Origin of the sequence: uncultured Enorma sp. (assembly GCA_905210055.1) — a bacterium.
Taxonomy (GTDB): Bacteria; Actinomycetota; Coriobacteriia; order Coriobacteriales; family Coriobacteriaceae; genus Enorma.
This window is the reverse complement of sequence record CAJLVH010000004.1, coordinates 12,402-38,373: the sequence shown is the minus strand read 5'-3', so window position 1 is coordinate 38,373 and position 25,972 is coordinate 12,402. Positions and strand designations below refer to the sequence as shown.

Annotated in this window: 20 protein-coding genes; 15 read left to right on the top strand and 5 right to left on the bottom strand. The window is 61.0% G+C overall.

Going from position 1 to position 25,972, the window contains the following annotated elements:
• Positions 1-1,670 (bottom strand): insulinase family protein (locus tag QZ079_RS00895; RefSeq protein WP_297033850.1); only part of this gene is annotated, 1,670 nt, incomplete at its 3' end.
• A gap of 408 nt (positions 1,671-2,078) precedes the next feature.
• On the opposite strand from QZ079_RS00895, the gene QZ079_RS00890 reads away from it, so the two are divergent.
• A complete protein-coding gene (locus QZ079_RS00890; protein WP_297033844.1) occupies positions 2,079-3,089 on the top strand; it encodes a DMT family transporter in 1,011 nt (336 codons plus the stop codon).
• A gap of 123 nt (positions 3,090-3,212) precedes the next feature.
• Here QZ079_RS00890 and QZ079_RS00885 read toward each other — a convergent pair whose 3' ends face one another.
• Positions 3,213-4,727, bottom strand: a complete 1,515-nt coding sequence (locus QZ079_RS00885) for a carboxypeptidase M32 (RefSeq protein ID WP_297033841.1) — start codon at positions 4,725-4,727, stop codon at positions 3,213-3,215.
• A gap of 98 nt (positions 4,728-4,825) precedes the next feature.
• Here QZ079_RS00885 and QZ079_RS00880 point away from each other — a divergent pair, with 98 nt between their 5' ends.
• Both QZ079_RS00880 and QZ079_RS00875 read left to right on the top strand, forming a co-directional pair.
• Positions 4,826-5,113: a hypothetical protein gene (locus tag QZ079_RS00880; RefSeq protein WP_297033838.1), complete on the top strand. Its 288-nt coding sequence runs from the start codon at positions 4,826-4,828 to the stop codon at positions 5,111-5,113.
• 258 nt (positions 5,114-5,371) lie between these two features.
• Positions 5,372-5,779, top strand: a complete 408-nt coding sequence (locus QZ079_RS00875) for a hypothetical protein (protein ID WP_297033834.1) — start codon at positions 5,372-5,374, stop codon at positions 5,777-5,779.
• Between the two features lie 24 nt (positions 5,780-5,803).
• On the opposite strand, the gene QZ079_RS00870 is transcribed toward QZ079_RS00875, so the two are convergent.
• Positions 5,804-6,697, bottom strand: a complete 894-nt coding sequence (locus QZ079_RS00870; protein ID WP_297033832.1) for an HNH endonuclease — start codon at positions 6,695-6,697, stop codon at positions 5,804-5,806.
• A gap of 763 nt (positions 6,698-7,460) precedes the next feature.
• On the opposite strand from QZ079_RS00870, the gene QZ079_RS00865 reads away from it, so the two are divergent.
• From QZ079_RS00865 to QZ079_RS00825, 9 genes are all read left to right on the top strand, one after another.
• Positions 7,461-8,663: a C45 family peptidase gene (locus QZ079_RS00865; protein WP_297033829.1), complete on the top strand. Its 1,203-nt coding sequence runs from the start codon at positions 7,461-7,463 to the stop codon at positions 8,661-8,663.
• Between the two features lie 193 nt (positions 8,664-8,856).
• The gene (locus QZ079_RS00860; protein ID WP_297033826.1) at positions 8,857-10,131 is read left to right on the top strand and encodes an ATP-binding protein; all 1,275 of its coding nucleotides are present in this window, start codon (positions 8,857-8,859) and stop codon (positions 10,129-10,131) included.
• 360 nt (positions 10,132-10,491) lie between these two features.
• Positions 10,492-10,911 (top strand): DUF3830 family protein, encoded by a 420-nt coding sequence (locus QZ079_RS00855; protein ID WP_297033822.1) that lies wholly within the window; start codon positions 10,492-10,494, stop codon positions 10,909-10,911.
• A gap of 3 nt (positions 10,912-10,914) precedes the next feature.
• Positions 10,915-11,430, top strand: coding sequence for a hypothetical protein (locus QZ079_RS00850; RefSeq protein WP_291288542.1), 516 nt, complete (start codon positions 10,915-10,917; stop codon positions 11,428-11,430).
• Positions 11,431-11,668: 238 nt separating this feature from the next.
• The gene (locus QZ079_RS00845; RefSeq protein WP_291290026.1) at positions 11,669-12,025 is read left to right on the top strand and encodes a ribbon-helix-helix domain-containing protein; all 357 of its coding nucleotides are present in this window, start codon (positions 11,669-11,671) and stop codon (positions 12,023-12,025) included.
• A complete protein-coding gene (locus QZ079_RS00840; RefSeq protein WP_297033817.1) occupies positions 12,022-12,468 on the top strand; it encodes a type II toxin-antitoxin system VapC family toxin in 447 nt (148 codons plus the stop codon). The genes QZ079_RS00845 and QZ079_RS00840 overlap by 4 nt, the downstream gene beginning before the upstream one ends.
• Before the next feature lie 483 nt (positions 12,469-12,951).
• Positions 12,952-14,028, top strand: coding sequence for a phenylalanine--tRNA ligase subunit alpha (pheS, locus tag QZ079_RS00835; RefSeq protein WP_291288539.1), 1,077 nt, complete (start codon positions 12,952-12,954; stop codon positions 14,026-14,028).
• 56 nt (positions 14,029-14,084) lie between these two features.
• Positions 14,085-16,556, top strand: coding sequence for a phenylalanine--tRNA ligase subunit beta (gene pheT / locus QZ079_RS00830; protein WP_297033812.1), 2,472 nt, complete (start codon positions 14,085-14,087; stop codon positions 16,554-16,556).
• 77 nt (positions 16,557-16,633) lie between these two features.
• On the top strand, positions 16,634-17,545 hold the full coding sequence (locus tag QZ079_RS00825) for a hypothetical protein (RefSeq protein ID WP_297033810.1): 912 nt from the start codon (positions 16,634-16,636) through the stop codon (positions 17,543-17,545).
• A 227-nt stretch (positions 17,546-17,772) separates the two neighbouring features.
• On the opposite strand, the gene QZ079_RS00820 is transcribed toward QZ079_RS00825, so the two are convergent.
• Together QZ079_RS00820 and pyk are read right to left on the bottom strand one after the other, a co-directional pair.
• On the bottom strand, positions 17,773-18,828 hold the full coding sequence (locus QZ079_RS00820) for a hypothetical protein (RefSeq protein ID WP_297033807.1): 1,056 nt from the start codon (positions 18,826-18,828) through the stop codon (positions 17,773-17,775).
• A 334-nt stretch (positions 18,829-19,162) separates the two neighbouring features.
• Complete coding sequence (gene pyk, locus QZ079_RS00815; RefSeq protein ID WP_291288535.1) at positions 19,163-20,632, bottom strand: pyruvate kinase; 1,470 nt, start codon at positions 20,630-20,632, stop codon at positions 19,163-19,165.
• Positions 20,633-21,187: 555 nt separating this feature from the next.
• On the opposite strand from pyk, the gene QZ079_RS00810 reads away from it, so the two are divergent.
• The 3 genes from QZ079_RS00810 (at position 21,188) to rsgA (ending at position 25,909) form a co-directional block, all read left to right on the top strand.
• A complete protein-coding gene (locus QZ079_RS00810) occupies positions 21,188-23,857 on the top strand; it encodes a cation-translocating P-type ATPase (RefSeq protein WP_297033802.1) in 2,670 nt (889 codons plus the stop codon).
• 624 nt (positions 23,858-24,481) lie between these two features.
• On the top strand, positions 24,482-24,748 hold the full coding sequence (locus QZ079_RS09450; RefSeq protein ID WP_366926421.1) for a zinc ribbon domain-containing protein: 267 nt from the start codon (positions 24,482-24,484) through the stop codon (positions 24,746-24,748).
• Between the two features lie 9 nt (positions 24,749-24,757).
• Positions 24,758-25,909, top strand: a complete 1,152-nt coding sequence (rsgA, locus tag QZ079_RS00800) for a ribosome small subunit-dependent GTPase A (protein ID WP_297033797.1) — start codon at positions 24,758-24,760, stop codon at positions 25,907-25,909.
• Positions 25,910-25,972 lie beyond the last annotated feature (63 nt).

The window sequence follows — 25,972 nt, the reverse complement described above, 5'->3', positions numbered from 1 at the left end:
GGCGGCTCGGGACGGGCGCCGCCGATATCTGCAACGTGCAGGCGCGGCAGCTTGGCGCGGTCTTCGGGCGCGTCTTCGGCCTCTTGCTGGCGGCGCAGCACGGCGACCTGATCGACGACGCGCTGCAGGTCGGCCTCGGTCATCGCGGCCTTGCGCGCCTGGAGCTCTGCCGCCTCGCCGGGATCGCTATCGGCTGCACGCTCCTCGACCGGCACGAGCTCCACGAGCGCCCAATGCTCGCTGTCTAAGACGAGCTCTTGCAGCAGGTCTTCGAAGAAATTCCCTTCGAGGGCATCGCGCAGCTCCGCATAGACGGGGCCGAGTTTGAGCGCATCGGTAGCGGCCTCGTCGTCATAGAGCCAGGTCGAGAGGACGTCGCACGCGAGCGCCACGCCGTCTGCGACGCCATAGTCGCGTTGGCGCAGCGAGTACTCGTTGTTCGAGATCACGGCCTCCAAGCGGTCGCGCGGAACGCCGTGTTCTACGAGGTTGTGACAGGTTTCCTCGATCACGCGACGCAGTTCGCGCGCGACGTTGGGTTTAGCGTTCTGCAACATGATCATCTCGTAGGGCTGTTGGCAGGCATTCGAGGTGTAGCTCGTCACGTTGCCGCCGAGGCCGGCCTCGATGATCGCCTTCTTGACCGGCGCCTCGTTGGAGCCCAGGATCGCCTCGAACAGCACATCTGCGGCGACGGTGCGGAACACGTCGAGCGCCTGCCCGATCACATATGCCATGCCCACAAGCGCGTTTTCGGGTGTGGTCTCCATCTCGACGCGCCGGTAGTCGCAGACAACAGGTTGCTGCATGGGCAGGGGATTGGGTTCAAGCGCAGGCACCTCGGCACCCTCCGCGCGCTTGGCTGCGATGCGCTCGCTTGCAGCGTTCGTGCACGAGAGGTAGCGCTCGTCCAAGAACGTGAGCTCGCGGCGCACGTCGGGGAAATCGCCATAGAGCACGATATAGCTGTTCGCGAGGTTGTAGTGGCGTGCATGCGTGTTGAGGAACTCGTCGTAGGTGAGCTGCGGGATTACGCGCGGGTCGCCGCCGGATTCAAACGCATAGGGGGTGGCGGGGAAGAGCGCGGCGTTCATGGCATCGTCGAGCACGCTCATGGGGTCGGAGAGCGCGCCTTTCATCTCGTTGAACACGACGCCGTTGTAGCGAAGCTCGCCGTCGCACAGGCTGGCGCCCTCGGGAACGTCGAGCTCGTAGTGCCAGCCTTCTTGCTGGAAGATGGTCGGCTTGGTGTAGATCATGGGGTTGAGCACGGCGTCCATGTAGACGTCCATGAGGTTCAGCAGGTCTTGCTCGTTTGTGGACGCAACGGGGTAGATGGTCTTGTCGGGGTAGGTCATGGCGTTCAAGAACGTCTGCATCGAACTTTTTATGAGGTCGACAAACGGCTCTTTGACCGGGAACTTCGCCGACCCGCAGAGAACCGAGTGCTCGAGGATGTGGAAGACGCCGGTGCTGTTGGCGGGCGGTGTCTTGAAGGCGATGGCGAAGGCTTTGTTCTCGTCGTCGCATGCGAGGTAGAGCAGACGCGCGCCTGATTCCTCGTGGCGCAGCACGTAGGCGTCGGCGTCGAGCTCGCTGATGGTTTCCGTGCGCTCGACGGTGAAGCCACAGCTAGTGGTACCAGGGGTAAGCGTCTCGCGCGGTGACATGCGGACGGAAGAAGCGTCGGCTGCGCTGGAGGCAGGCGAGGCTGCGGTGGTGTTCGTGGACGCGGTGCTCATACGACTCCTTTTCACTGGATGTTCGGCAACGTGCGCATGAATCTTGTTATACCCCCTTGCCCGAACAACACAAGCGGGAACGGAGATTTGAGGTTGAACACCGCGTGAGAATCTGAGCCAAGGGCGGAAAGTGCCACGTTGCGTTGTGTGGCGAAAATATGCAGCGCAGGGCGGAGCTCGAGTAGTGCGGTATGCGGGCGCGCCGTTTGCCGAGCGCATGCTCCGGCGAGGTAAAGCATGCGGCAAGCATGACGCAAAGATTGAGATAATTGGTTCTAAGCTGCTGGTTTATGCGGTAAGGTTTGAGCTTGGCCATATGGTATTCGCGGGAGCGAAATGCGTGAGGAGGCGACGGTGGCGCTCGAGGCAGATCAGATTCTTAACCGGGAACTTGAAGACCCGGTGTTCGGCACCGATGCCGCGTCGCGCGCCTTGCGTCGGCGCAAGCGCGAGCGCTCGAACGCCGCGGGTGAACGCCGCACGGCATCTGGTGTGTTCGCCACGCTGTTCGGCGGCCTTTTCTGGGGCTTCTCCGGCACCTGCGCGGACTTCCTCTTCGAGAACTACGCGGTCGACACGCTCTGGCTTGCCTGCATGCGACAGCTGGTTTCGGGCGGTATCTTTCTTGTCGTCATCCTCCTTACCCAGCGGGATAAGCTCTTCGCGCTGCTGCGCAACAAGCGCGATATGGGCATCCTTGCTGTGTTCGCCGCCTCGGGCGTTCTTCTCAATCAGTTGGGCTACCTCACGACGATCCGCCTCACCAATGCGGGAACGGCAACGGTGCTGCAATGCCTGCAGTTGATCATCATCATGGTGTACGCGTGCCTTACCACGCATCGTGCGCCGCGCAAGCGCGAGCTCGCGGGCGTGGTGCTTGCGCTCGTGGGCACGTATCTGCTTGCGACGGGCGGCAATCCGTCGAACCTCGCCATCCCGTTTGAAGGCTTGGTCGTTGGCTTGCTCGCCGCTGTTGGCGCGGCGTGCATGTCCATCATCCCCGCACGCCTTCTGCGCGAGTACGGCGCGTCGGTCGTAACCGGCATGGGCATGCTGCTTTCGGGCATTGTCACCAGCGCATTTGTTCAGCCCTGGGCGGATATGCCCGCGCTCGACGGCATTGGCTGGGCAGCGTTCATCGTGCTCGCGGCGGTGGGGTCGTGCCTGGCGTACTCGCTCTACATGCAGGGCGTGAGGGACATCGGCTCCATGCGCGCAAGCCTCATCGGCACGATCGAGCCGGTCTCGGCCGCTGTGACGAGCGCCCTTGTGCTGGGCACGGTCTTTACGGGTACGGATATCGTCGGTTTCGCCGCGATTATCGTGATGGTGTTCCTTACCGTTTAGGATGTAAATCTACTCCAGGGGTTTTATCATCGGCAGAGATAAGAAAACCACCCCGGGAGCTACCTCGCATAGCGAATAAGCTCCCGGGGCGTTTTGTGTTGTAATGTCGAAAAACCCCTGGGGTTATTTGACGTTATACAGGTCGGAGAACTTGTTCTGCAGGTAGGTGCAGTAGAACGCGGCGTCGAAGGGTGCACCGCACGCCTCCCGCAGCAGCTTGACGCCGTCCTTGCCCGCGCCCCAGCGCCAGATCTTCTCGCGCAGCCAGTCACGCACCGGTGCGAGCTCGCCGGAGCCGCAAGCGCCCGCAAGATCGACGCCTGCCGCTTCCATGGAGGGCACCATCTGCGCGCCGTATGCGCTGCCGAGCGCGTAGCTGGGGAAGTAGCCAAAGCTGCCGCCAGACCAATGCGTATCCTGCAGGCACCCGAGCGTGTCGTTCGGCACGTCGATGCCCAGATACTCGTGCATGTACTTCTGCCACAGCGCGGGGATGTCGCGCGCGGTGGCGTCGCCGGCAAAGAGCTGGCGCTCGATGTCGTAGCGAACCATGATGTGCAGCGGGTAGGTGAGCTCGTCTGCCTCGGTGCGGATGAGCGACGGCGTGGCGATGTTGACGGCGCGGTAGAGCTCGTCTTCCGTCACGCTGCCGTAGACCTCGGGCGCATGACGGCGCAGCACCTCGAGCAGCGGCGTCATGAAGGCGCGCGAACGGCCGATGATGTTCTCGAAGAAGCGCGACTGGCTCTCGTGGATACCCATGGTGGAACCGGTGCCCAGGCAGGTGTATGCATACGATGGGTCGACGTTCTGCTCGTAGATGGCGTGGCCGGCTTCGTGGATGACCGAGTACACGTTAGAGATGAGGTTGTTCTCGTAGATGTGCGTGGTGATGCGCACGTCGCCCGCCGCCATGCCGTTCGTGAAGGGATGCTCCACGCAGGAAAGGACGGTTGCCTCGGGGTCGAGGCCGACGATTCCCATGAGGTCGCGTGCGATGGCGAGCTGCGTGGCCTCGGGCACATGCGCGGAGAGGAAGGACGCTTCGGGCTGCGGGCGCTGGGTGATCTCGTGCACAAGGGGCACGACCGTCTTGCGCACCTGGTCGAAGAACGCGTCGTAGGCAGCAGCGTCCATGCCGCGCTCATACTGGTCGAGCCACACGTCGTATGCGTCGCGGTCGGGGTACATGTAGGCAGCGTGGCGCTTGAGCGTCTCCACGATGCGGTCGACGTACGGCTCGAAGCTCGCCCAGTCGTTTGCAAGCTTCGTCTTATGCCACACAGCGTTGGCCTCGCTCGTGAGCTTGGAGAACGCGGTTGCTTCCTCCGTGGGGATCGCCATGGCCTCCTGTTGCTCGCGCCCAAGGGTGCGGAGTTCCATGGTGGCCTGCTCATCGAGCTCGCCGGCAGCACCCGCCTCTTTGAGCTGCGCGATGATCTCCTGCGCACGAGAGCTCGTAAGAATCTCGTGGTACTCGCCCGCGAGCGCGCCCATGGCCTCGGCGCGGGCGGGAGCGCCCTTGGGCGGCGCGACGGTCTCGCCGTCGAACTCGAGGATTCCCATGAGGTACGTGCGCGTCCACAGTTCGCGTTCAAGCTGGCGGAACTGGGCGACGGCTTCGGGTGTGGCGGGCATAGGCAGCTCCAATCCGGTAATCGTTCGATGCCGGGTATCAGGTTATCACTTCACAGCGGTTGCCGATCCGAGCCTCGAGCCAAGCGCGCTCCCATTGCATGATTGTGGAAGTCCCCAATGCATGGTTGCGGAACTTGCCAGTCTCCTACCGTGATGATGCGAAGCGCGAGGTTGATTTGCTCGACTACACGCGCGCGGCGGAGTCGCAGGCGGTTGAGATCAAGGCTGGCGAGACGTATCGCCGCCAATTTGCGCGCCACCTTACCGTTGTATCGGAGGAGCTGGGGATAGCCGAAGACCGGCGCTGCATGGTGTACCGGGGAGAGATGAGCTATCGGGCTGACGGCGTTCAGGTTGTTCCGCCTTGCGACTTCTTGCTGGGATAATGCGGCGTGGTGTATTGCACTGTGCGATCTGTGGCAGCTCGCTGTGACTCATCAAGCAGCCAACCCAATGCATAAAGTTAGATGCATCTTAATATCAGAACAATTTTGGCTAGAAATTAAGATAGATCTGATTATCTAGTCATTTGGCCGAAGATCGTAGGCCTCGTGGATCCGATCGCTCTGCACAAATATCTTCATTCCACATCGTACGGTTTGCATGAGCTTGATGTGGTTTCGCGGAAATCGAAGGGGCGGAGCATGAAACAGGCGGCTATCTCGTACTTGAGGATGAAGATCGACCATCTCGTCTATGATGACGTCGTGTGCGATGACGGCGCGTCTGTTGATCCGCCCGAGAGGGGATCACTCAATGTGATTTCATGCATGAGAGACACCGTGGAATCTGCAGATGGGGAACCGGTTTATCTTCTAAAACTGGACATCACGGTAGAACCCGAGGCGGGCTGTACGTACTTTGCGCTCGACATGTCCGTTACAGGGATGTTTGCCGCTTCGTCATCCGATGTTTCGGAAGAAGAGATTCGGCGAGCGCTCGACACCATTGGCGTATCCGAGCTCTATGCCTTCGCGCGGGACAGGATTGCAATGCTTAGACAGGGTGCGCCGAATCAGAAAGCGCTGTTTCCGTTGCTGGAGATGAGCTAGAGGTACGACGAAGAATCGGCGCGGTCAGCCCGTCGTCGCGAGCATCGCCTCGCATTGTTTGAAGCTGTCGAATTGTGCGGCAAGACGTTCTTCGGAAGGCCAGCAATCCTTGGCTGCTGGGAGTCTCAGCTTCGTTCCATCGAACGCGCTATAGCCCGTTGTCTCAAGCGATCGCGACACGACAACGCGCATATCGTCTGGATCGACGGCCAAGAGATCATTATCGAAGAGCAGATGTAAGTCGGCACGGAGCAGTAGGCCGTTGGTGACGAGCTGGCTTTTTCGGCCGAAATACGGCGTGATATGTGCTGCCTGCAATACGGGGTCGACTGCATAACCCGAGATCGCACATGTTCCGTTGTAGGCGTTGAGGAGCATGTTCCGGAACTTACCCTGTTGCTTTCGCCTTACCGTCATTGCTGCGACGCGCTCACGTTCATCGATCTCTTCAAGCTTGCCCGACGCTTGGAGTTCGCGCAGTTTGTTCATATCGTATGTTTCGAGCATCGGCTCTTTAAGTTCGTTCTCGAGCTCGCGTTTAGCTTCAGGGGAGAGCGACGAAAAATCGCTTTCGGGCGTTACCGGACCATGAAGCCAGAACATGTCAGCCACCGAGTTATAGCGTTCGATGAACGCGAGCCCGAGGTTGCGGCTGCCGCCCTTCTCTTTGACGAAGACGCCGACGGGGAGGCCTTTTTGCAAGCAGCGGCGGAGGGATTTGTTGTACTCCTTGGATCCGGCGGATTTGCTGCCTTCATTTTTTCGGTGGGCGCAATATTGCATGACCCAGGTGCCGTCATCGAGGTAGTTGAGCTTGTCGCCCGCGTACTTCTCCTTGTTCGACGAGTTGATGGACAAGGCGTACTGATAACCGGTCGGCTTGTGGATGCCGCGCTGGGAGGCAAGCTTGATGGGCATGCCGTCTGGATGGTGATCGCCGTACGGGCGCGGGCCAACCTCCCCGGCGTGCTCGATAAACCACGCATATACCTTGGCATATGCCGGTGGCGCAATGCGCATGGCGCGCTCAAGTGAGAGCTCCGCGCCGCCATATACCTCAATCGCCATAAGCTTCTCCTGCAGACGGACGACATGCACAAGGTTAGTGTAGCAGCGAGGAGCGTAGCGGAGGGCCAGCATCGGCATAGCCAACGGGCAGCGAGCGACTCACGTGGGATCTGTGTTAGCTCGTTCTGCTGCTCGGAAAGCGTTGTGCCTGCTGGCTCTAAAAGAAAAAATCAGTCGATGTTTTCCGATAGACAGAAAAATACGGCGCTTAAAAGAAAGAAATAGCGATTTCTTTCCGATAGACGGGCTTGCCGAACGGTTATCGGAAAGAATGCGCGATTTCTTTCCGATAACCAGCGCACCGAGTGGGCTGAGGGGAGACTCTGGTGCCTACGGCCTGAGTGCTGAAATGGGAGCGATGCCATACTCGATTTTCACGGGTTTCTAGACTCGATTCTCACGAAAATTCGGACTCGATTTTCAAGCACGATGACTATGTCCTGCGAGCCTCCGCGCCTCAGCACCTTTTGTGATGCTTCGATAGCCGTCTTCATATTTTGACGAAAATATAGAAAACGTCAGCTGCCATGATGACTCGTGTTAGCATGGTGCGCCGCTGCGGGGTGCTTCGGCATCTTGCACCAGAATGCGAATCGAACCCAGGGGGGTCTACATGGCAGAAGATATCAAGCGCGAGGACGCTGCGAGCGAGCAGGCAGCAGCTGCTCAGACGTCTGGCACCACCGAGCCCGGTGCGCCCAGGCGCTCCGGCGGCGCGAAGAAGATCATCGTCCGCGTGCTCATCGCGCTCGTGGCGCTCGTCGTGCTTGTGGTGGGCGGCATCGCCTTCATGTTCCGCGGCGAGATCGCGACCATCGCCTCCATTAAGAAGGTGAACGATTACCCGTTCTACACCATGACGTATGCGGGCGACTACGGTATCGACGAGTTCTTGGAGCAGGGCGGCGCCTCGAACGATGCCGAGCTCATCGAGTTCGTGATTCAGCACCTAATGAAGGGGCTGCCCATTACCATCGAGCTGCCGGACCTTGCGTGCTCCACGTTCAACGCGGTCACGCCCGAGGGCGACGACATCTTTGGCCGCAACTTCGACCTGAGCTATTCGCCCAGCATGCTCGTGCGCACCGACCCCGAGAACGGCTACGCGAGCATTTCCATGGTGAACCTTGGCTTCCTTGGCTACGGCGAGGACAAGCTGCCCGATTCGCCCACTTCGAGCATCACCGCGCTCGCCGCCCCCTATGCCCCGCTCGACGGCATGAACGAGGCCGGCCTTGCTGTGGGCGTGCTGCTCATCGACACCGACCCCACGAACCAGCAGACAGACCGGGTGGACATCACCACCACGACGGCCATCCGCCTCATGCTGGACAAGTGCGCCACGGTTGACGAGGCTATCGCCCTGCTCGAGCAGTACGACATGCATTCGAGCGCGAACAGCTGCTACCACTTCCAGATTGCCGACGCGAGCGGCCGCACCGTGGTTGTTGAGTACATCGACGACGAGCTTTCCGTGCTCGAGGCGAACGACGCGACCACGGCGGGCGCGGCTGTTGAGGGCCGTACGTACATGGCTGCCACGAACTTCCTCCTTACGCCGGGTGACTACGATTTCGGCGGCGGCCAGGATCGCTATGAGATCGTGATGAGCGGTCTTACGGCGGCCGATGGCGTGGTGAGCGAGGGCGAGGCCATGGATCTGCTCGCTGCCTGCGCTCAGGAGACGCACCTGAACAGCCGCGGCGAGGAGAGCGCGACCCAGTGGTCGGTGGTCTACAACCTGGACGACCTTACCGCGACCATCGCTACCGGCATGGATTACGAGAACACCTACACGGTGAGCCTGCTCGAGTAAACCAGCCATTAGGGACGGGGGTTATTGGCTGGTTCAGGGGTTGAAACGAACCGGGGTTGGTTGGGGACGTGTTCCAGCCAACCCCTTTTTAATGGGTTGAAACGAACCCGTCCCCAACCAACCCCTCCATGTCGAGTATATTCGACAATAATTAGAATATACTGTTCAGTATACTCGACACATGGAGGCGACAATGAACCGAGAAGTGCTCAGACAGGTTATCTTCGATCAGCACGAAGTTATTCGCCATGCGAAGATCGTTCCACGTCGCTATCATCTTGACCCGCAGGGCAATTACATCATCACCGGTTTGAGGCGTGCGGGTAAGTCTACGCTGCTCTACTCGATTGCTCGCGATCTTGTCGAGCAGGGTGTCGCGTGGGAGCGCATCATCTACCTGAACTTCGAAGATGAGCGTTTGGCGGAGTTTTCGCTCGCAGATTTTCAGGATATCGTGCAGGTGCAAAGCGAGCTCAGCGATGAGCGCGGTTACTACTTCTTTGATGAGATTCAAAATGTTCCGGGCTGGGAGAAGTTCGCTCGCCGTATGGCAGACGCGGGCGAGCGCGTGTACATCACCGGCAGCAACGCGACCATGTTAAGCAGCCAGATGGCATCGACGTTGGGTGGGCGCTATCTTGTTCGTCAGGTCGGCACATATCGCTTCGATGAGTATCTCGATGCTCGTGGCCAGGCTCATGATATGCGCGCACTGTATACGACGCGCGAGGCCGGCGCTATCATGCGCCTGTTCGATCGTTATTACCGCTTTGGAGGTTTCCCCGAGGCCATTAGATTCGAGCAGCCTCGTGAGTATGTTGAGAATGTCTATCAGAAGGTTCTTCTTGGCGACATCGCTGCTCGTAATAACGTGCGGAATCCTGCAGCCCTGCGCGTGCTCATGAAGAAGGTGGCAGAGACCGTTCGTAGCGACATAAGTTACAGCTCGCTTTACAACACGCTTAAGAGCGTTGGTTTTTCTATCGCAAAGGAAACGGTTATCTCGTATCTAGGTTACGCGCACGATGCATACCTGCTGTTTTCGCTCAGCAATGCGGTGAGCAGGTTTGTTGATCAAGAAAGCAATCCAAAATACTACTTCTCAGATAACGGGCTTTTGAACCTCTTCCTATACAACAGGGATACCGCATTGCTTGAGAACCAGGTTGCCATTGCACTGCGGGATGCCTATGGAGAGGGCCTGCACTACCTCAAGTCGCCCAAGCACGGCATCGATATAGACTTCTATGTCCCCGATGCGGGGGCAGCGGTGCAGGTGGCGTACTCAATCGAAGGGAATGCGCGCACACGTGAGGTCGGGAACCTCGTGAAATTGCATCAGGTCGATGCTTCGGTTACATCATTTGTCATTGTTACCAAGGACGAGACGGAGACTATAGAGATCGATGGGATTGTTATTCGAGTAGTCCCCGCATGGCGCTATTTGCTGGAGCTTGCCGGAGCGTAATACTACATTGGGGCGAAACGAACCCGTCCACAACCGACCCACCCAACCGACCCCCAAGATGGGTTGGATTGACCCCGTCCCCAACCAACCCCCGGAAAGTGAGTCATTGGAGTCGGGGTTAAAGGGGTTTGGGACGGGCCCTGCCAATATCCCCCGTCCCCATTGGCAAAATAGGTTGAAACGAACCCAGCCCCAGCTAACCCATCGACCGTGCCGGTGGTAAGATGAAGGAGCCAAACGGACAGCACGGGCTGGGGCGACGGTTTTCGACCGGCGTGAAGTTGGGGCTCGGCGACCCCGTGCACCGTTTGCTCCTTATCCGCCAGCGAGCCCTTTGAGCGACGGATCAAGGAGGCTTCCATGGCACAAAAGCTCAAAATTACCCTTGGTGGCGAGACATATCTCGCCGATCTGCTCTGGCAGGAGGCACCGCGCACGTGCGAGGCGTTCATTGCCGCGTGCCCGTTCGAGTCGCGCATTTTCTCGGCGAAGATCTGCGATGCCGAGGTCACGTATCCGGTGCCCGGCGAGATCGCCGACCTCGACCTTATGGAGAATCCCAAGTTCGAGGAGCCTGCAGGAGCCGTTGTGTGGTATGGCGCGTGGTCGTCCATCTGCATCTTCTTCGACATTTGCGAGCCGTATGGCACCTGCAACATGTTTGCGCGCATCTGCGAGGGCGATCGCGAGCGCTTCGCCGCTGCGTGCCGCGCCGTGTGGGACGATCAAGGTGCGCTCATACGCAACGAGATCGTCGACGTCGAGGATGAGGAGGCGTGAGCCATGGCAACGATTGAGCGTCTTTCGAGCTTGACGGCGAGCGAGCTGGCTGCGGCGCTGCGCGACCTCGCGGACGATATGGTTTGCAACGAGCCCCAGGACATCGAGCGCCTGTGCGCGCGAAAGCTCGACACCGGTCGCGAGTTCGCGGTGTGGGAATACGTCATGGGGTACTGTATGAACTTTTCCGACCAGATCTGCGTGCTGCGCACCCAGGCGGAGGCGGCCGAGCGCGGCGAGGAGCCGGGCGATGCGGCGACGCTCGCGCGGAGCATGCAGCGCCTGTGCGTTTGGTACTCCGGCCAGTTCGACACGACGGCAAAGATGGATGATGCCGTGGCGATCCTCGCCCGCGCGGGGGAGTGTTTCGGCGACGTTTGCGACCTCGCGACGTTCCGCGACCTGGCCCGCGGCCTCGAGCGGTACCTTGTCCAGCTCATGTTCTGGGTGGATCGCCAGATTCCCTGGAGCGCGGTAAGCGATTTGGTGCACGGGTACAGGCTGCGCACGGCGAAGTAGCGCCAAGCGAGCTGAGGGGTTGGTCGGGGACGTGTTCCAGCCAATCCCTTTTGCGTCAAATGAACCCGACTCAATGACTCAGAAGGCGCGCGGTGCTCAACCGGGCGCCTTTTGCAAGCTTCGACTATTTTTGCAAGTTTCGACTTTCCCCATCTAGCTGCGAAAACTACCTCTCTTGCATACAGCTATTAGCGCTGTTATGCTATACGCATGCAAAACGCATGCGAAGGAGGTCAACATGCCAGCGTTACAAGTGCGCGATCTTCCGCCGCAGGTATATGAAGACTTAAAAACGTGCGCGGAAGAGGAACACCGCAGCATCGCGCAGCAGGCGCTCGTTGCAATTGAGGATTACCTGGCGCGCCGCAAGCGCGAAAAGGAGGTGCAAGCAGTGGTCGATGCGGGAATTCCTCCCGTCCCCAAGCCGTGGGAGCCAGGGTATCGCGACTGGCAACGGAGCCGGGCGGCGGCTCAAGCGCGGCTCGAGCGCCGGCGCGAGGTGTTTGCACGGATCGATGCACTTCCGATTGCCAAAGATCCCGAGGGCTTCCCGAGCGTCGCTGAGTTGATTAGAGAGGACAGGGATTCTCGATGAAGTTCGTTTTGGACTGCAGCGCGGGAATCGGTATGGCGCGGCACCTCGACGAAGCCCTGCCCTGTAGATATGCGTTAGCGGAAGGTCCACGGGAGGTGCTTGCGCCCACGTTGCTCTATGCCGAAGCGGGGAGCACCATGGCTAAGTATGTGAAGGCTGGCGTGTACGACCAGGAAACAGCGGGACGGTTTGTGGACGCGGTCGTTTCGGTTCCCGATACCTTCGTTGAGATGGAGGACCTATATGAAGAGGCGTTCTTCGAAGCTCTTCACCTTAACCACTCCATCTGCGACATGTTTTACTTCGTGCTTGCTCGACGAAACGCGGCAACGTTGCTCACGCTCGACAAGCGTCTGAATGCGCTGTGCGAGCGCGAGGGCGTGGGCTGCATTCATGAGGTGCACGTCCCCTCGCTGGAAGAAGAACCGTCGCAGGACGCGTAGGGCGATGCGGATGCCGCAGGGCAAAGACGTGCGCCATCTCCCCTTCAACCTGTGCTATCATGTCGACCAACGCGTTGACGGAGAGGGTTGCGCCCGCCGCGTCGCCGCACAGAGAGGGAGGGTCACCGGCTGAAAGCCTTCCTGCGGGGGCAAGGACACAGCGTTCACTCCCGAGCAGCGACTTGAACGGCAGCGTGTCTACCGGGGTTTTCGGCAGCATGCGCAGCTGAGTAGGGAAGCCGTGCGCCCAAACGAGAGCGGGCAAAAGAGGGCATGCCGGGCAGACATCCGGCAGCCAATCAAGGTGGTACCGCGGTAACTATGCCGTCCTTGGGTTCGTCCCAAGGGCGGCTTTTCGTTTTTTGGGACAGCGTCCGGCGGTGATAATTTCAGTACCTGGTACTGAAATTATCACTTCAGGACATGGACACGGTAACAATCGCCGGGCGTTCGGCGTTCGGCGCGGCGAAGAAAGGGAAGCATATGGGATTGGTCGAAGAGCTCGATGCGCTTGAGGCGCGCGCGAAGGAGCTGATCGCCTCCGCGACCGACAGCGAGAAGCTCGAGGCGGCGCGCGTGGCACTGCTCGGCAAAAAGGGCGAGATCACGCAGGTCATGCACATGATGGGCAAGGTTGCACCCGAAGAGCGTCCGGTGCTCGGCAAGCGTGCGAACGAGCTGCGCCGCATGGCGGAAGGGCTCATCGAGCGCGCTCAGGGCGACCTCAAGCGCGAGGCCATGGCGAACCTCATGGCCACCGAGGCCGTCGACGTGACGCTGCCCGGCGCACGCCCCACCATCGGCCACGCGCATCTCATCAACCAGATCAAGGAAGAGATCGAGGACGTGTTCTGCGGCATCGGCTATACCGTGGAATCCGGTCCCGAGGTCGAGACCTCCTGGTACAACTTCACGGCGCTGAACGCCCCCATGGACCATCCCAGCCGCTCCGCGCGCGACACGTTCTACGTGGTGGACAACGCCCCCGGCAGCGTGCCGCACCCGGAGGAGCATGCCCATGGCGAGAGCGACGTGCTGCTGCGCACGCAGACCTCGGGTGTGCAGATTCACATCATGGAGCACCAGAAGCCGCCCATCTACGCCATCGTCCCGGGCACGGTTTATCGTCCCGACACGGCCGACGCCTGCCATCTGCCGCAGTTCAACCAGGTCGAAGGCTTGGTCGTGGACGAAGGCATCACGTTCGGCGACCTCAAGGGCACGCTCGACTACTTCGCAAAGGCCATGTTCGGCCCGGATCGCAAGACGCGTTACCGCCCGCACTTCTTCCCCTTCACCGAGCCCAGCTGCGAGCTCGACGTTTCGTGCCACGTATGTGGCGGCAAGGGTTGCAGCTTCTGCAAGCACAGCGGCTGGATCGAGATCTTGGGTTGCGGCATGATCGACCCCAACGTGCTCGTGAACTGCGGCGTCGATCCGGAGCGCTACACAGGCTTCGCGTTCGGCATTGGCGTGGAGCGCGTCGCGGCGCTTCGATACGACCTGCCCGACCTGCGCACGCTTATGACGGGAGATATGCGCTTCTTGAACCAGTTCTAGCGAAAACGAGATATGTAGAAAAACCCCTGGGGTAATGTTACGAGAAGGACGAAGAGATGAAAGTATCTTATAACTGGCTGAAGACGCTGGTAGATGTGCCGGAATCGCCGGAGGAGCTTGCGGCGGAGTTCATCCGCACGGGCACGGAGGTCGAGTCGATCGATACGGTGGGCGAGGCGTTCGACCATGTGGTCACGGCGCAGGTGGTTTCGAAGGAGCCGCACCCGGATTCCGACCACATGTGGGTGTGCCGGGTGGACGTAGGCCGTTTCAACCTGGGCGAGGACGGCGAGCCCGAGCCGCTCCAGATTGTCTGCGGCGCGCAGAACTTCGAGCAGGGCGATCATATCGTTACAGCACTCGTTGGCGCCGAGCTTCCCGGCGGCGTGAAGATCAAGAAGAGCAAGCTTCGCGGCGTCGTGAGCTGCGGCATGAATTGCTCTGCCCGCGAGCTGGGGCTTTCGGGTGACCATTCCGGCATCATGATTCTGCCGGAAGAGGCGCCCGTGGGCGTGCCGTTCGCTGAGTACCACGGCTCGTCCGATACCGTGCTCGACTGCGAGATCACGCCGAACCGCCCGGATTGCCTTTCCATGGTGGGTATCGCACGCGAGGTGGGCGCGATCTTCGACCGCGACACGCACATCGAGCTGCCTGCCATCAAACACGAGGATACTTCGATGCATGTGGACGACCTCGTTGACGTGCGCATCGACGACCCCGAGCTCTGCAGCCGCTATACCGCACGCGTGGTGCGCGGGGTGAAGATCGGCCCTTCGCCCGAGTGGCTCGCCGAGCGCGTCACGGCGGCGGGCATGCGCCCCATCAACAACGTCGTGGACGTCACGAACTACGTCATGATGCTCACCGGCCAGCCGCTCCATGCCTTCGACCTGGGCAAGCTCACCGAGCGCGATGGCCGCCGGCATGTGGTGGTGCGCGCCGCGCACGATGGCGAGAAGATCGTGACCCTCGACGAGCAGGAGCGCGAGCTCACGCACGACATGTGCGTCATCACCGATGACGGCGCGCGTCCGGTGTGCCTCGCCGGTGTGATGGGCAGCTTCGATTCCGAGATCGATGAGACCACGCACGACGTGCTGCTCGAGGCGGCTTGCTTCGACTCGAGTCACATCTCGCGCACGAGCCGCGACCTCACGCTCATCTCCGAGGCGTCCATTCGCTACGAGCGCCAGGTCGACCGCACGCGCTGCGACCAGGTTTCGGCTATCGCGGCGGCGCTCTTCGAGGAATGCTGCGGCGCGACCGTGGTTTCCGGTGCGATCGACGTGTACCCTGCGCCCGTTGAGCGCAACGAGCTCACGCTGCGCCAGAACCGCGTGGAGCTCATCTGCGGCGCGGCGATCGAGCCGGAGTTCGTGGAGCGCTCGCTTGTGCGTCTGGGCTGCACCGTCGAGCGCGCCGCCGCCGACGGCGAGCTTGTGTTTCACGTGGTGCCGCCCACGTTCCGTCCGGACCTCGAGCGCGAGATCGACCTCATCGAGGAAGTGCTGCGCCTGTGGGGCATGGGTCGCGTCGAGGCGACGATTCCCGCCGCGAAGAACCATATCGGCGGGCTTACGCACGACCAGCGGCTCCTTCGTCGCATCGGCGCCATCATGCGTTCCTGCGGCCTGAACGAGACCACGACCTATTCCTTCGCCGCTCCCGGCGACCTCGAGAAGACGCACATGAGCACCGATGGCCGCGGCCTGCCGGTGGTGCTCATGAACCCGCTCGTCGCCGAGCAAACCGAGATGCGCCGTTCGCTTCTGCCCGGGCTGCTGCAGTCTGTGGCCTATAACAACGCGCACGGCACGGCGAACGTTCATCTGTACGAGATGGGCACGCTCTTCTGCGGCCGCGAGAACGCGAGCTTGCCCAAGGAGCGTCGCTCGATCGCTGGCGTGCTTTCGGGTGCCTGGGGTGATATGACCTGGAACCAGAAGTACCGGCCGCTACGCTTCTTCGACGGCAAGGGCATCGTGGAGGAGCTGCTGGCACAGCTGCGTGTCGAGAAGGCGCGTTTCCGTTCCGCTGAGGGCGAGGGCTACGCGTTTTTGCAGCCCGGTCGCGGGGCCGAGGTGCTCGCCGGCGGCGTGGAGCTTGGTTGGGTGGGCGAGATCCATCCTGCCGTGCGCGACGCCTACGATATCGGCCTGCCGGTGGTGGCGTTCGAGCTCTCCCTCGACGCGCTTATGAAGTGCGCGCGCGATCAGCAGGCGTACCAGGACTTTTCGATGTTCCCGTCGGTCGACGTCGACCTGGCTATCGTGGTCGACGAGGGCGTGACCTGCGAAGACCTCGAGCGTCGCCTGCGCTCCGCCGGCGGCAAGCTCCTTCGCGACGTGCGCCTGTTCGACGTGTACCGCGACGAGGCACGCGTGGGTGCGGGCAAGAAATCCATGGCGTTCGCGCTGACCTATCGCGCCGACGACCATACGCTCACCTCGGACGAGGTTGAGCGCGTGCACGGCAAGCTCGTCGCCAAGGTCACGAAGGCCGTGGGTGGCGAGGTGCGCGGCTAGATATTCACTGAGTGAGAATCTGCGTCAAGGACGTAGATCCTCGCAGGACGCAGATTCTCACTCTGAAAGGATTGTTCGTGCCCAGCTGGAACATTCATATCGCGCATGCCGAGCGGCTGTTTTCGCGCGGGGGTGCCATGGCGCGCACGGTTGCCGACCGCAACGCGTTCCTGTTCGGTAGCCTTGTGCCCGATATCCCTGTGGGCTATATGACGCCGGGCATAGAAAGCCCCATCGCATACCGCTCCACGCATTTCGCCAAGCCGGCGTTCATCCCCAAGCCGCGCGAGCGCGAGTTTTGGGATGCCTACGTCGTGCGTGCCGCGCAGGATGCGGCGTACGCCGGCAGTGATGTGCTGCAAGCGGATTCGAAGGATGCGGGTACTGCGAGGCCCACCGTCGCGAGCCGTCTCGGTGCGCCGCTCATTGCCGCCTCGTCCCTAAAGCTCGAGGTCGACCGCGTGAGCCGTGTCCACTATCCGCAACGCTACGAGGGCGTCGGCGTTCCGCCGCAAGAAGGCAGCAAGCTCGATGAGGCGGTGTCACCTGCGGACATCGCGCGCTCGCTATTCGATTTCGAGCTCGGTGTTTGGGTGCATCTGCTGGCAGATTGCATATGGAATACGCGCGTTAACGAGTTCCTCGACCGCGAGGGCATTGCGCCTAGCGAGGAATTCCGCGTTAAGAAGCAGGGGGACTTCGACGCGTTCGGGAAGACGCTCTCCATCGATCTCGTGCCGCGTGCTACGCCACGTCTCATTGCAACCGCGGCGGCGTTTCCGCAGTATTCAATCGACGAGCGTGCCGTTCTCATGACGGTGGGGGTTGCTCACGAGACCGTGCGCGGGAATACATTTCCCTCTGGTCCGGTGCGTTATCGGCTGCTCACCAGCGAATTCTTCGACTCGGTGTTCGAAGAAGTCGCAGAGCGCGCCGACGCGCTTTTGGAAGGGCGGCTGCAGGACGCATGTCTTGTTGAGACGTCCTGAGCCGCCTGTGACGCATTCATTTCGGATATCAACGGTTGTTTCGGGAAGGGCCGAGTAGCCAGGAAATGGGCAACACGTTTACCTGTGAGTTCAATGAAGAGAAACGCCTGTCTACTCGAAGCTTGTGAAAAAAACCGTTGATAACCGTCGCGAGTTGTATTTTGCGCCCGAAAAGCCGATGCAATCCTTGCTCGTCTTCGGGGTTTGTGCGCCTCGTGCGTAGCCGCTCACGAACCAAGCGTCTCCCAATCGATGAAAAGCTCTTCACAGAGTGCCCGCTCCTTCTGCATAAGCGCTTCGGTTTTAGGCCGAGGCCGAAGTCCCGCACAACGGGCGATGTGATCAATGGCAGCATGCCGGCGTTCCTCGTCGATAAGCTGTTCATAGGTGAGAAAGATGACGTCGATACCCATGCTCTGGAAGGCAAGGGTGCGATTGGCGTCAAGGCCGCCTTGTTCAGCTGAATCATGGACGAGGTGTCCATGGCATTCGACGTCAAGTGCTCGTCCGCCCTTGCGGCCGGGAAAGAAGAGGTCGCAGTAGCAATGTTGCCTTCCCGCGAGCCGGCGCGCTTCACGGCCGAAGCGAACCAGATGGTTGTTCTCGAAAGGCGTAAGCCCTGCGCCGCCGAGCCGTCGGGATGCTCCCAGCAGCATGGAAGCTTGCACTTCGAGTGGCGAGGCGGTCTGTCCGGTTACCATTTGCGCTGCCTGGCGGAATTGCTTGCTGCCGCGTAGACCGTTGATGCGCTCGGTATAGCGCTGAAGCTCATGCACAGTGATGAGTGGAGGGCGCTTCCAGAGGGAGGTGCCGTTGCCGTGCGCATCTCGAACTTGTTGCCACAGGTCGCGTGAGAGCCTGGTGTTTCTGATCGCGTCGAGGTGGGTTTGAATCTCGGGTGCTGGGCGGTAAACGGAAAATGAGCCGCAGAGTTCGTACATCGCCATTGCAAGATGCGTAACCGAAACATGCGGCGCCATGGTGAGCAGGGTAAAGAGCGGCGAGCTGAGTGTGATTTCCAGCTCGTTTTCGATGAATGAGTCGAGGGGAAGCTCTTGCGACCAGAGGTGCATTTTGACGGAACTTGAGTATCGGAGATGCTCGCGCTGTGTAACAAGGACGTGGATGGGTGCGCCCAGACCGCCGAGGGTATCGGTGTTGCGAGCTCTCGCGAGTTTCCCAATTCGTGTTGAGATGTCGGGGAGCGGCGGATAGAGCGCGAGAACCTGCGGCGGGGTTCTGAGCAGCCGAAAAGCCGAAACTCCGCAGATGAACTCATGCATGCGTGCCTCCCCTCCACGTGTGATGTGCTGTTATGATACCAGCCTGCGACGTTCGCCGGAGTAATTATGTGGGGGGACAGCACTGTTGAGAAAAACTTCCGGATATCAACGGTTGTTTTGTAAAAGTCCGAGTAGCCAAGATATGGGCAACTCATCTACCTGCGTGTTTTATGAAGAGAAAGACTCATCTACTCGGCGCTTGCGGAAATAACCGTTGATATCCGGAAGTTTTGCCGTAGGAGCGCTTGAAGAAAAGAAAACCGCCCTCGCGTGGGAGGGCGGTTCGATGCAAACATGCTGCAGAGCGCTTCTATTTGGCTAACAACGCGCCAGCTTAGCGCACCTGAGCGACGTAGACCACGTTCGTGGAGCTGCGCTTGCCGTCTCCGAGCGTGGACTCGACGGCGGTCTTGGGGTCGCCCACGGTCACGACGGCGACATCGCCCGGCTCCACATAACCGCGCTCCTTGGCAGATTCGATTGCCGTGGCGACGGTATCGTCGACGCTGTCGCGGGTGATGGCGGCGAGGTGCGGCTCGATGCCCCAGTACATGAGCATCTTCTGCACCGCCCACTGGTGGCGGGAGAACGCCACGACCGGCACCGCAGGACGGAAGTGAGAGATGAGACGCGCCGTGCGGCCGGTGGTGGTGGGGCAGATGATGCACTTCGCGCCCACGGTGGTGGCCATGTTCACGGCCGAAAGGCCCACGACGTTGTTGATGACGCGCGTGCTCTGGCTGCCCTCGGGCACCTTGAGCTCGGCGTGCAGGCCCAGGTACTGCTCGGTCTCGTGCGCGATGCTCGCCTGCATGCGCACGGCCTCGACCGGGTACTTGCCGGCCGCGGACTCGCCGGAGAGCATCACGGCGTCGGTGCCGTCATAGATGGCGTTGGCGACGTCGGCGACCTCGGCGCGCGTGGGGCGCGGGTTGCGGATCATGGAGTCGAGCATCTGCGTGGCGGTGATGACCGGCTTGTACGCAGCGTTGCACTTCTTGATCATCTTCTTCTGCAGGTGCGGCACGAGCTCGGGCGCGATCTCGATACCCAGGTCGCCGCGGGCAACCATGATGCCATCGGAAGCCTTGAGGATCTCGTCGAAGTTCTGGACGCCCAGAGCGCACTCGATCTTGGGGAAGATGCCCACGTGCTCCCCGCCGTTCTCACGGCAGAGCTCGCGGATCTCGCGCACGGCGGCACCGTTGCGAATGAAGGAAGCGGCGATGTAGTCGATGCCCTCCTTCAGGCCGAAGAGGATGTCCTGACGGTCGCGCTCGGTGATCGCGGGCAGGCCGATCTCGACGTTGGGCAGGTTCACACCCTTGCGCTCGCCGATCTCGCCGTCGTTCTTAACGACGCAGTGCATGTCCTGGCCCTCGACGCTCTCGACCTCGAGCTCGACGATGCCGTCGTCGATGAGGATGCGCGAGCCCGGCTCGACCTCGTTGGGGAGGTTGAGGTAGTCGAGCGAGATGTGGCTGGCGTCGCCAAGGAAGTCCTCGGAAGTGGGGGCGGCGGTGACGACGATCTTGTCGCCCGCCTTCACGGAGGCCTTCTGGTGATCCTTGAGCAGGCCGGTGCGGACCTCGGGGCCCTTGGTGTCAAGCAGGATGCCGATCGTCATGTCGAGCTCGGCGGCGATGCGGCGGACGCGCTGGATGCGGTCGTGGTGCTCCTCGTACGAGCCATGGGAGAAGTTGAAGCGGGCGACGTTCATGCCTGCTTTCATCATCTCTCGCAGGGTCTCGTCGTTGTCGCAGGCAGGTCCCATCGTGCAGACTATTTTCGTGCGTTTATACATGCAGTCCTCCCGGTGTTTTCTCCACTTGTTCCACCTGTGTTCAGGCGAGCATTATAGGAGAATTCAGCGGCAAAGTAACCGTTTATCGGAAAAAAGAAGCCGATTACCGATTTCTTTACGATGATTTTGCGCAGGTACGAGCTGCAGAGAATGGGAAATGTGGAGAGTGCGGTGCTTGAAGTGCGTTGGGCACGATGCGTCGAACAAGAGAAGGGGTTTCGTTTTGAAACACCGCGAGATTGGTGGGCTTCAAGATATGCGAGAGCAGTGAGGTTACCTTATGTAAAACGAAACTGTGTTACGGGCGCTAAATGTCCGGCAAGATGGGTGTGGTTGATGTAGCTCGCCACATGATGAATAACCTGGGGTAATTTGGCATGTATTGGTCGATAGAACATCCAATATGGGCCGAATTCCTGCTCGGATAAGTGCAAATTTCAGCTAATATGTAAGTTTACGTGGCAAGCCCTTGCCTTCCTGGAATTATGATCGGGAGCCATGGTCGTATCGGGGTGCTTCGACACCCGTCGTTCCTATGTATCGGGAGGGATACATTTGAAGGAATACCTTGCCTCCGCTGAGGACGTGCTCTCCGAGCAGTCCACGAACGCGGAAACCGGCCTAACCTCTGCCGAGGCGCAGACGCGCGCGGCGAAGTTCGGCCCCAACAAGCTCAAGGAGGAAGAGAAGACCCCGCTGTGGATTCGCTTCTTCCAGCAGATGGCCGACCCCATGGTCATCATGCTCATCGTCGCGGCCGTCATCTCCGCCGTGACCGGCATGATCCAGGGCGAGTCCGAGTGGGCCGACGTCGTCATCATCATGGCGGTCGTTATCATCAACTCCGCCCTCGGTGTGATCCAGGAGGCCAAGAGCGAAGAGGCGCTCGCTGCTCTTCAGGAGATGAGCGCCGCCCAGTCCAAGGTCATCCGCGACGGCAAGCAGATCTCGCTGCACTCCAGCGAGCTCGTGCCCGGCGACATCGTGCTGCTCGACGCGGTTCCCGCCGACTGCCGCGTGCTCGAGAGCGCTTCCATGAAGATCGAGGAGGCCGCCCTTACCGGCGAGTCCGTCCCGGTAGAGAAACACACCGACCTGATCGCGCTCGACGGTGCCGACGACGTTCCGCTCGGCGACCGTAAGAACATGTGCTACATGGGTTCCACCGTGGTGTACGGCCGCGGCCGCGCCGTGGTGTGCGGGACCGGCATGAATACCGAGATGGGTAAGATCGCTGGCGCGCTCAACGACGCCAAGGAAGAGCTTACACCGCTTCAGGTGAAGCTCGCCGAGCTTTCCAAGATCCTCACCGTCCTGGTGATTGTCATCTGCGTGGTCGTCTTCGCCGTCGACGTGCTGCGCGCCGGCATCGGCACCGTCACCGCCGAGCCGCACATGCTGCTCGACACCTTCATGGTTGCCGTGTCGCTCGCCGTTGCGGCCATCCCCGAGGGCCTCGTTGCCGTGGTGACCATCGTGCTCTCCATCGGCGTGACCAAGATGGCCAAGCGCCAGGCGATCATCCGCAACCTCAGTGCGGTCGAGACCCTTGGCTGCACCCAGGTCATTTGCTCGGATAAGACGGGTACCCTCACCCAGAACAAGATGACGGTCGTGAACCACGAGCTTGCCGCTCCCGAGGAGAAGCTGCTCGCGGGCATGGCGCTGTGCTCCGATGCCAAGTGGGACGAAGAGGCCGGTGAGGCCGTGGGCGAGCCCACCGAGTGCGCGCTCGTGAACGACGCCGCCAAGATGGGCATGAAGGGACTGGACGAGGAGCACCCGCGCGTGGGCGAGGCTCCGTTCGACTCCGGCCGCAAGATGATGTCCGTCGTGGTCGAGGAAGCCGATGGCAACTTCGAGCAGTACACCAAGGGCGCGCCCGATGTGGTCGTGGGGCTCTGCACGCAGGTGTATGACGGCGACAAGATCGTTCCCATGACCGACGAGCGCCGCGAGCAGATTCTGGCTGCTAACAAGGCCATGGCCGACCAGGCGCTGCGCGTGCTTGCGCTCGCCAGCCGCACCTACACCGAGAAGCCTGCGGACTTCGCTGCCGAAGCGCTCGAGAACAACCTCGTGTTCTGCGGTCTCTCCGGCATGATTGACCCCGAGCGTCCCGAGGTTGCCCCCGCTATCGAGGAGGCCCACGGCGCTGGCATCCGCACCGTCATGATCACGGGCGACCACATCGACACCGCCGTGGCCATCGCCAAGAACCTCGGTATCGTCGAGGATCGCAGCCAGGCCATCACCGGTGCCGAGATCGACAAGATGTCTGAGGAAGAGCTCGATCAGAACATCGAGAAGTACGGCGTGTACGCTCGCGTTCAGCCCGAGCACAAGACCCGCATCGTCGAGGCTTGGAAGTCCAAGAACAAGATCGTTGCCATGACGGGCGACGGTGTGAACGATGCTCCCTCCATCAAGCACGCGAACATCGGCATCGGCATGGGTATCACCGGCACCGACGTCACCAAGAACGTTGCCGACATGGTGCTTGCCGACGACAACTTCGCCACGATTATCAATGCGTGCGAAGAGGGTCGTCGCATCTACGACAACATCCGTAAGGTCATCCAGTTCCTGCTGTCCGCGAACCTGGCCGAGGTATTCAGCGTGTTCGCGGCTACGCTCATGGGCTTCACGCTGTTCCAGCCCATCCAGCTTTTGTGGGTGAACCTCGTGACCGACTGCTTCCCCGCGCTCGCGCTCGGCATGGAGGAGGCCGAGGGCGACGTGATGAAGCGCAAGCCGCGCAATGCCACCGACGGCGTGTTCGCGGGCAACATGGGTCTCGATACCGTGGTCCAGGGCCTCATCATCACCGTGCTCGTGCTCGCCAGCTTCTTCTGCGGCGTGTACTTCGACCTGGGCGTCATCGACCTTTCCAAGCTGGCCACCTCCATGGCCGACGAAGAGGGCGTCATGATGGCGTTCATCACCTTGAACATGGTCGAGATCTTCCACTGCTTCAACATGCGCAGCCGTCGTGCTTCGATTTTCCACATGAAGAAGCAGAACAAGTGGCTGTGGGGCGCCGCGTTCCTCGCACTCGTTCTCACGCTTATTGTGGTCGAGGTCGACGCGCTCTCGATGATCTTCTTCGGTGTGGAGCATCTCGAGCCCAAGGGCATGGTCACGGCGCTTGCGCTCGGCTTCCTGATCATCCCGCTCGTGGAAATCTACAAGGCCATCATGCGTGCGGTGGAGAAGGAGAAGTAAGCCTCGCCGCTTGATATCGTCCTGTCGACCCTCCCGGATTTCCCCTTCGCTTGTCCTCGGCGCTTCGCGCCTGCGGAATCGCTCAGGGGGAGATCCGGGAGGGTCTTCTGTTAACGCGCTCGCGTCGGCGCGTATCCTCTTGTCCGCACGCATGATGGCCAGCGGTGGTAGGACAGTATATAGAGTGCGTGGGGCATGTGGGATGTTTGGGGCATCTAGCTGTTGCGAGAATGATGCGGCGTGCCCGTCTGTATCCAAATTGTCGTTCATGCGTTCAAGCGGGAGCGCTTCGTGAGACAATAGGCGCAATGGTTCGCTTGATAGGGCGCGGAATTTGATCGTCGCGCCCGCGCATGGGAGGCGGGTTGCCAATGGAGGATATTCAGGCTCTCGAGCAGCAGACGGGCGAGATCGAGGGGGCGTTGGCGGCGGTGAATGCCGACATCGCCGAGGTGAAGAGCCAGATCGAGCAGAACAAGGCGGTGATCGAGCAGGCGCAGGCTACGATCGAGCAGGCACGGGCGGCGGTTACGCAGCTTGAGGCGGAGGTCGAGGCAAAGCATCAGGCGGCTGCGGAGTACGAGGCGAAGCTTGCTGAGGTGCGAGCTCAGATCGAAGAAGCCCGTGCGCGCGAGGTGGCTGGAGCAGCCGCTTGCGGAAGAGCCTGCGGTCGATGCTCCCGAGCCCGAGCAACAGGCTCGCATCTGCCCTGTATGCGGCGCTGTTATCGAGTCCCACTTCAACTTTTGCCCTGGTTGCGCGCATCCGGTCGCGGAACTCTTCCCGGTCGAGCCGGCAGAGGTGCACAAGCGCTGCCCGCAGTGCGGAAAGATCTGGGATGATGATATGAATTTCTGCGCGGACTGCGGCGTTCCGCTCGTGGTCGGCTAAGGCATTCACATGGCAAAACGGCCGCAGGGCAAGGCGCGGCGCACGGGGAAGCGTCGTGCTGCGACAATAGACGAAAACGGTGTCATCGCCGCACTTCCCAAGATCGATGCCCTGCACGATGTCCCGGCATTTCAAGACCTTCGGCTCGACGATGCTCAGCGCGCGTCCTTTGACGCTTTTTGCGCGGAAGCCGAGGATGCCGAGCAGATGCAGGTAGGTTGCGTCGTTCGGCTCGACCGAGGGTTCCCTTTGGTGGCGATCGAGAACGAAGCGCTTCGTGCCGAGCATGCGGTCGGCTTTGCCAAACAACGTAAAGATGAGGCAGCGCTGCTGCCTGCCGTGGGCGATTGGGTGGCGCTGCGCCGTGCGCCCGGGCACGACATGGGCGTGATCGAGTGCGTGCTGCCTCGACGGACGGTCTTCGAGCGCTGGCGCGGCAAGAACCGTGGCGAGCGCCAGGTGCTCTGTGCGAATGTCGATACGATTCTTGTGGTGCAGCCGCTCGGCGCTGGCGAGGTGCTTCTGGGGCGCATCGCCCGTTCGCTCGTGCTCGCGGCGGATTGCGGAGCACGTGCCGTCGTGGTGCTCACCAAAGCGGATCGCTGCACCTCCGACGAGCTCGATCGAGAGCTTGGGCGTGTGAGGCGTCTGGTGGGCGAGAATGTCCGCGTGATCGTGTCCTCGTCTGCTACGGGCGAGGGTCTTGATGAGGTTCGAGCCTGCGTGCCATCTCAGACCTGCGCGATGATCCTTGGAGAATCGGGCGCGGGCAAGTCGACCATGCTGAACGCTCTGTTGGGACACGAGGCGCTGGAAACGGGTGCAGTGCGCGAACGCGACGATGCCGGCCGTCATACCACGGTGGCGCGCGTGATGGTAAAACTCCCCGGTTCGTGCGGCGTGATCGCGGATGCTCCAGGGCTGCGCAGCCTACCGCTCGTAGGGCACGAGCGCGGGCTCGCACGGATGTTTCCCGAGGTTGTTGAGGCGTCGCACGGATGTCGATTCAACGATTGCACGCATACGCACGAACCCGGGTGCATGGTGCGTGCGGCGGTCGCGTCGGGCGAGATTGACGAGCTCCGGCTCGAGGTGTTCCAGGGTCTGGCCGAAGAGATGCGCGTGAGCGCCCAGAGCCTCGATCCGGATATCCATCTGTAGCGGGCTCGCGGGGTTCGCGACGGGCGAACGACTTCTTGCTGCAGCTGGATGGGCTAGATGCTC

Coding starts and splice junctions, on each gene's coding strand:
- QZ079_RS00890 (WP_297033844.1), top strand. CDS start 2,079: ATGCGTGAGGAGGCGACGGTGGCGCTCGAGGCAGATCAGATTCTTAAC.
- QZ079_RS00885 (WP_297033841.1), bottom strand. CDS start 4,727: ATGCCCGCCACACCCGAAGCCGTCGCCCAGTTCCGCCAGCTTGAACGC.
- QZ079_RS00880 (WP_297033838.1), top strand. CDS start 4,826: ATGATTGTGGAAGTCCCCAATGCATGGTTGCGGAACTTGCCAGTCTCC.
- QZ079_RS00875 (WP_297033834.1), top strand. CDS start 5,372: ATGAAACAGGCGGCTATCTCGTACTTGAGGATGAAGATCGACCATCTC.
- QZ079_RS00870 (WP_297033832.1), bottom strand. CDS start 6,697: ATGCCCATCAAGCTTGCCTCCCAGCGCGGCATCCACAAGCCGACCGGT.
- QZ079_RS00865 (WP_297033829.1), top strand. CDS start 7,461: ATGGCAGAAGATATCAAGCGCGAGGACGCTGCGAGCGAGCAGGCAGCA.
- QZ079_RS00860 (WP_297033826.1), top strand. CDS start 8,857: ATGAACCGAGAAGTGCTCAGACAGGTTATCTTCGATCAGCACGAAGTT.
- QZ079_RS00855 (WP_297033822.1), top strand. CDS start 10,492: ATGGCACAAAAGCTCAAAATTACCCTTGGTGGCGAGACATATCTCGCC.
- QZ079_RS00850 (WP_291288542.1), top strand. CDS start 10,915: ATGGCAACGATTGAGCGTCTTTCGAGCTTGACGGCGAGCGAGCTGGCT.
- QZ079_RS00845 (WP_291290026.1), top strand. CDS start 11,669: ATGCCAGCGTTACAAGTGCGCGATCTTCCGCCGCAGGTATATGAAGAC.
- QZ079_RS00840 (WP_297033817.1), top strand. CDS start 12,022: ATGAAGTTCGTTTTGGACTGCAGCGCGGGAATCGGTATGGCGCGGCAC.
- pheS (WP_291288539.1), top strand. CDS start 12,952: ATGGGATTGGTCGAAGAGCTCGATGCGCTTGAGGCGCGCGCGAAGGAG.
- pheT (WP_297033812.1), top strand. CDS start 14,085: ATGAAAGTATCTTATAACTGGCTGAAGACGCTGGTAGATGTGCCGGAA.
- QZ079_RS00820 (WP_297033807.1), bottom strand. CDS start 18,828: ATGCATGAGTTCATCTGCGGAGTTTCGGCTTTTCGGCTGCTCAGAACC.
- pyk (WP_291288535.1), bottom strand. CDS start 20,632: ATGTATAAACGCACGAAAATAGTCTGCACGATGGGACCTGCCTGCGAC.
- rsgA (WP_297033797.1), top strand. CDS start 24,758: ATGGCAAAACGGCCGCAGGGCAAGGCGCGGCGCACGGGGAAGCGTCGT.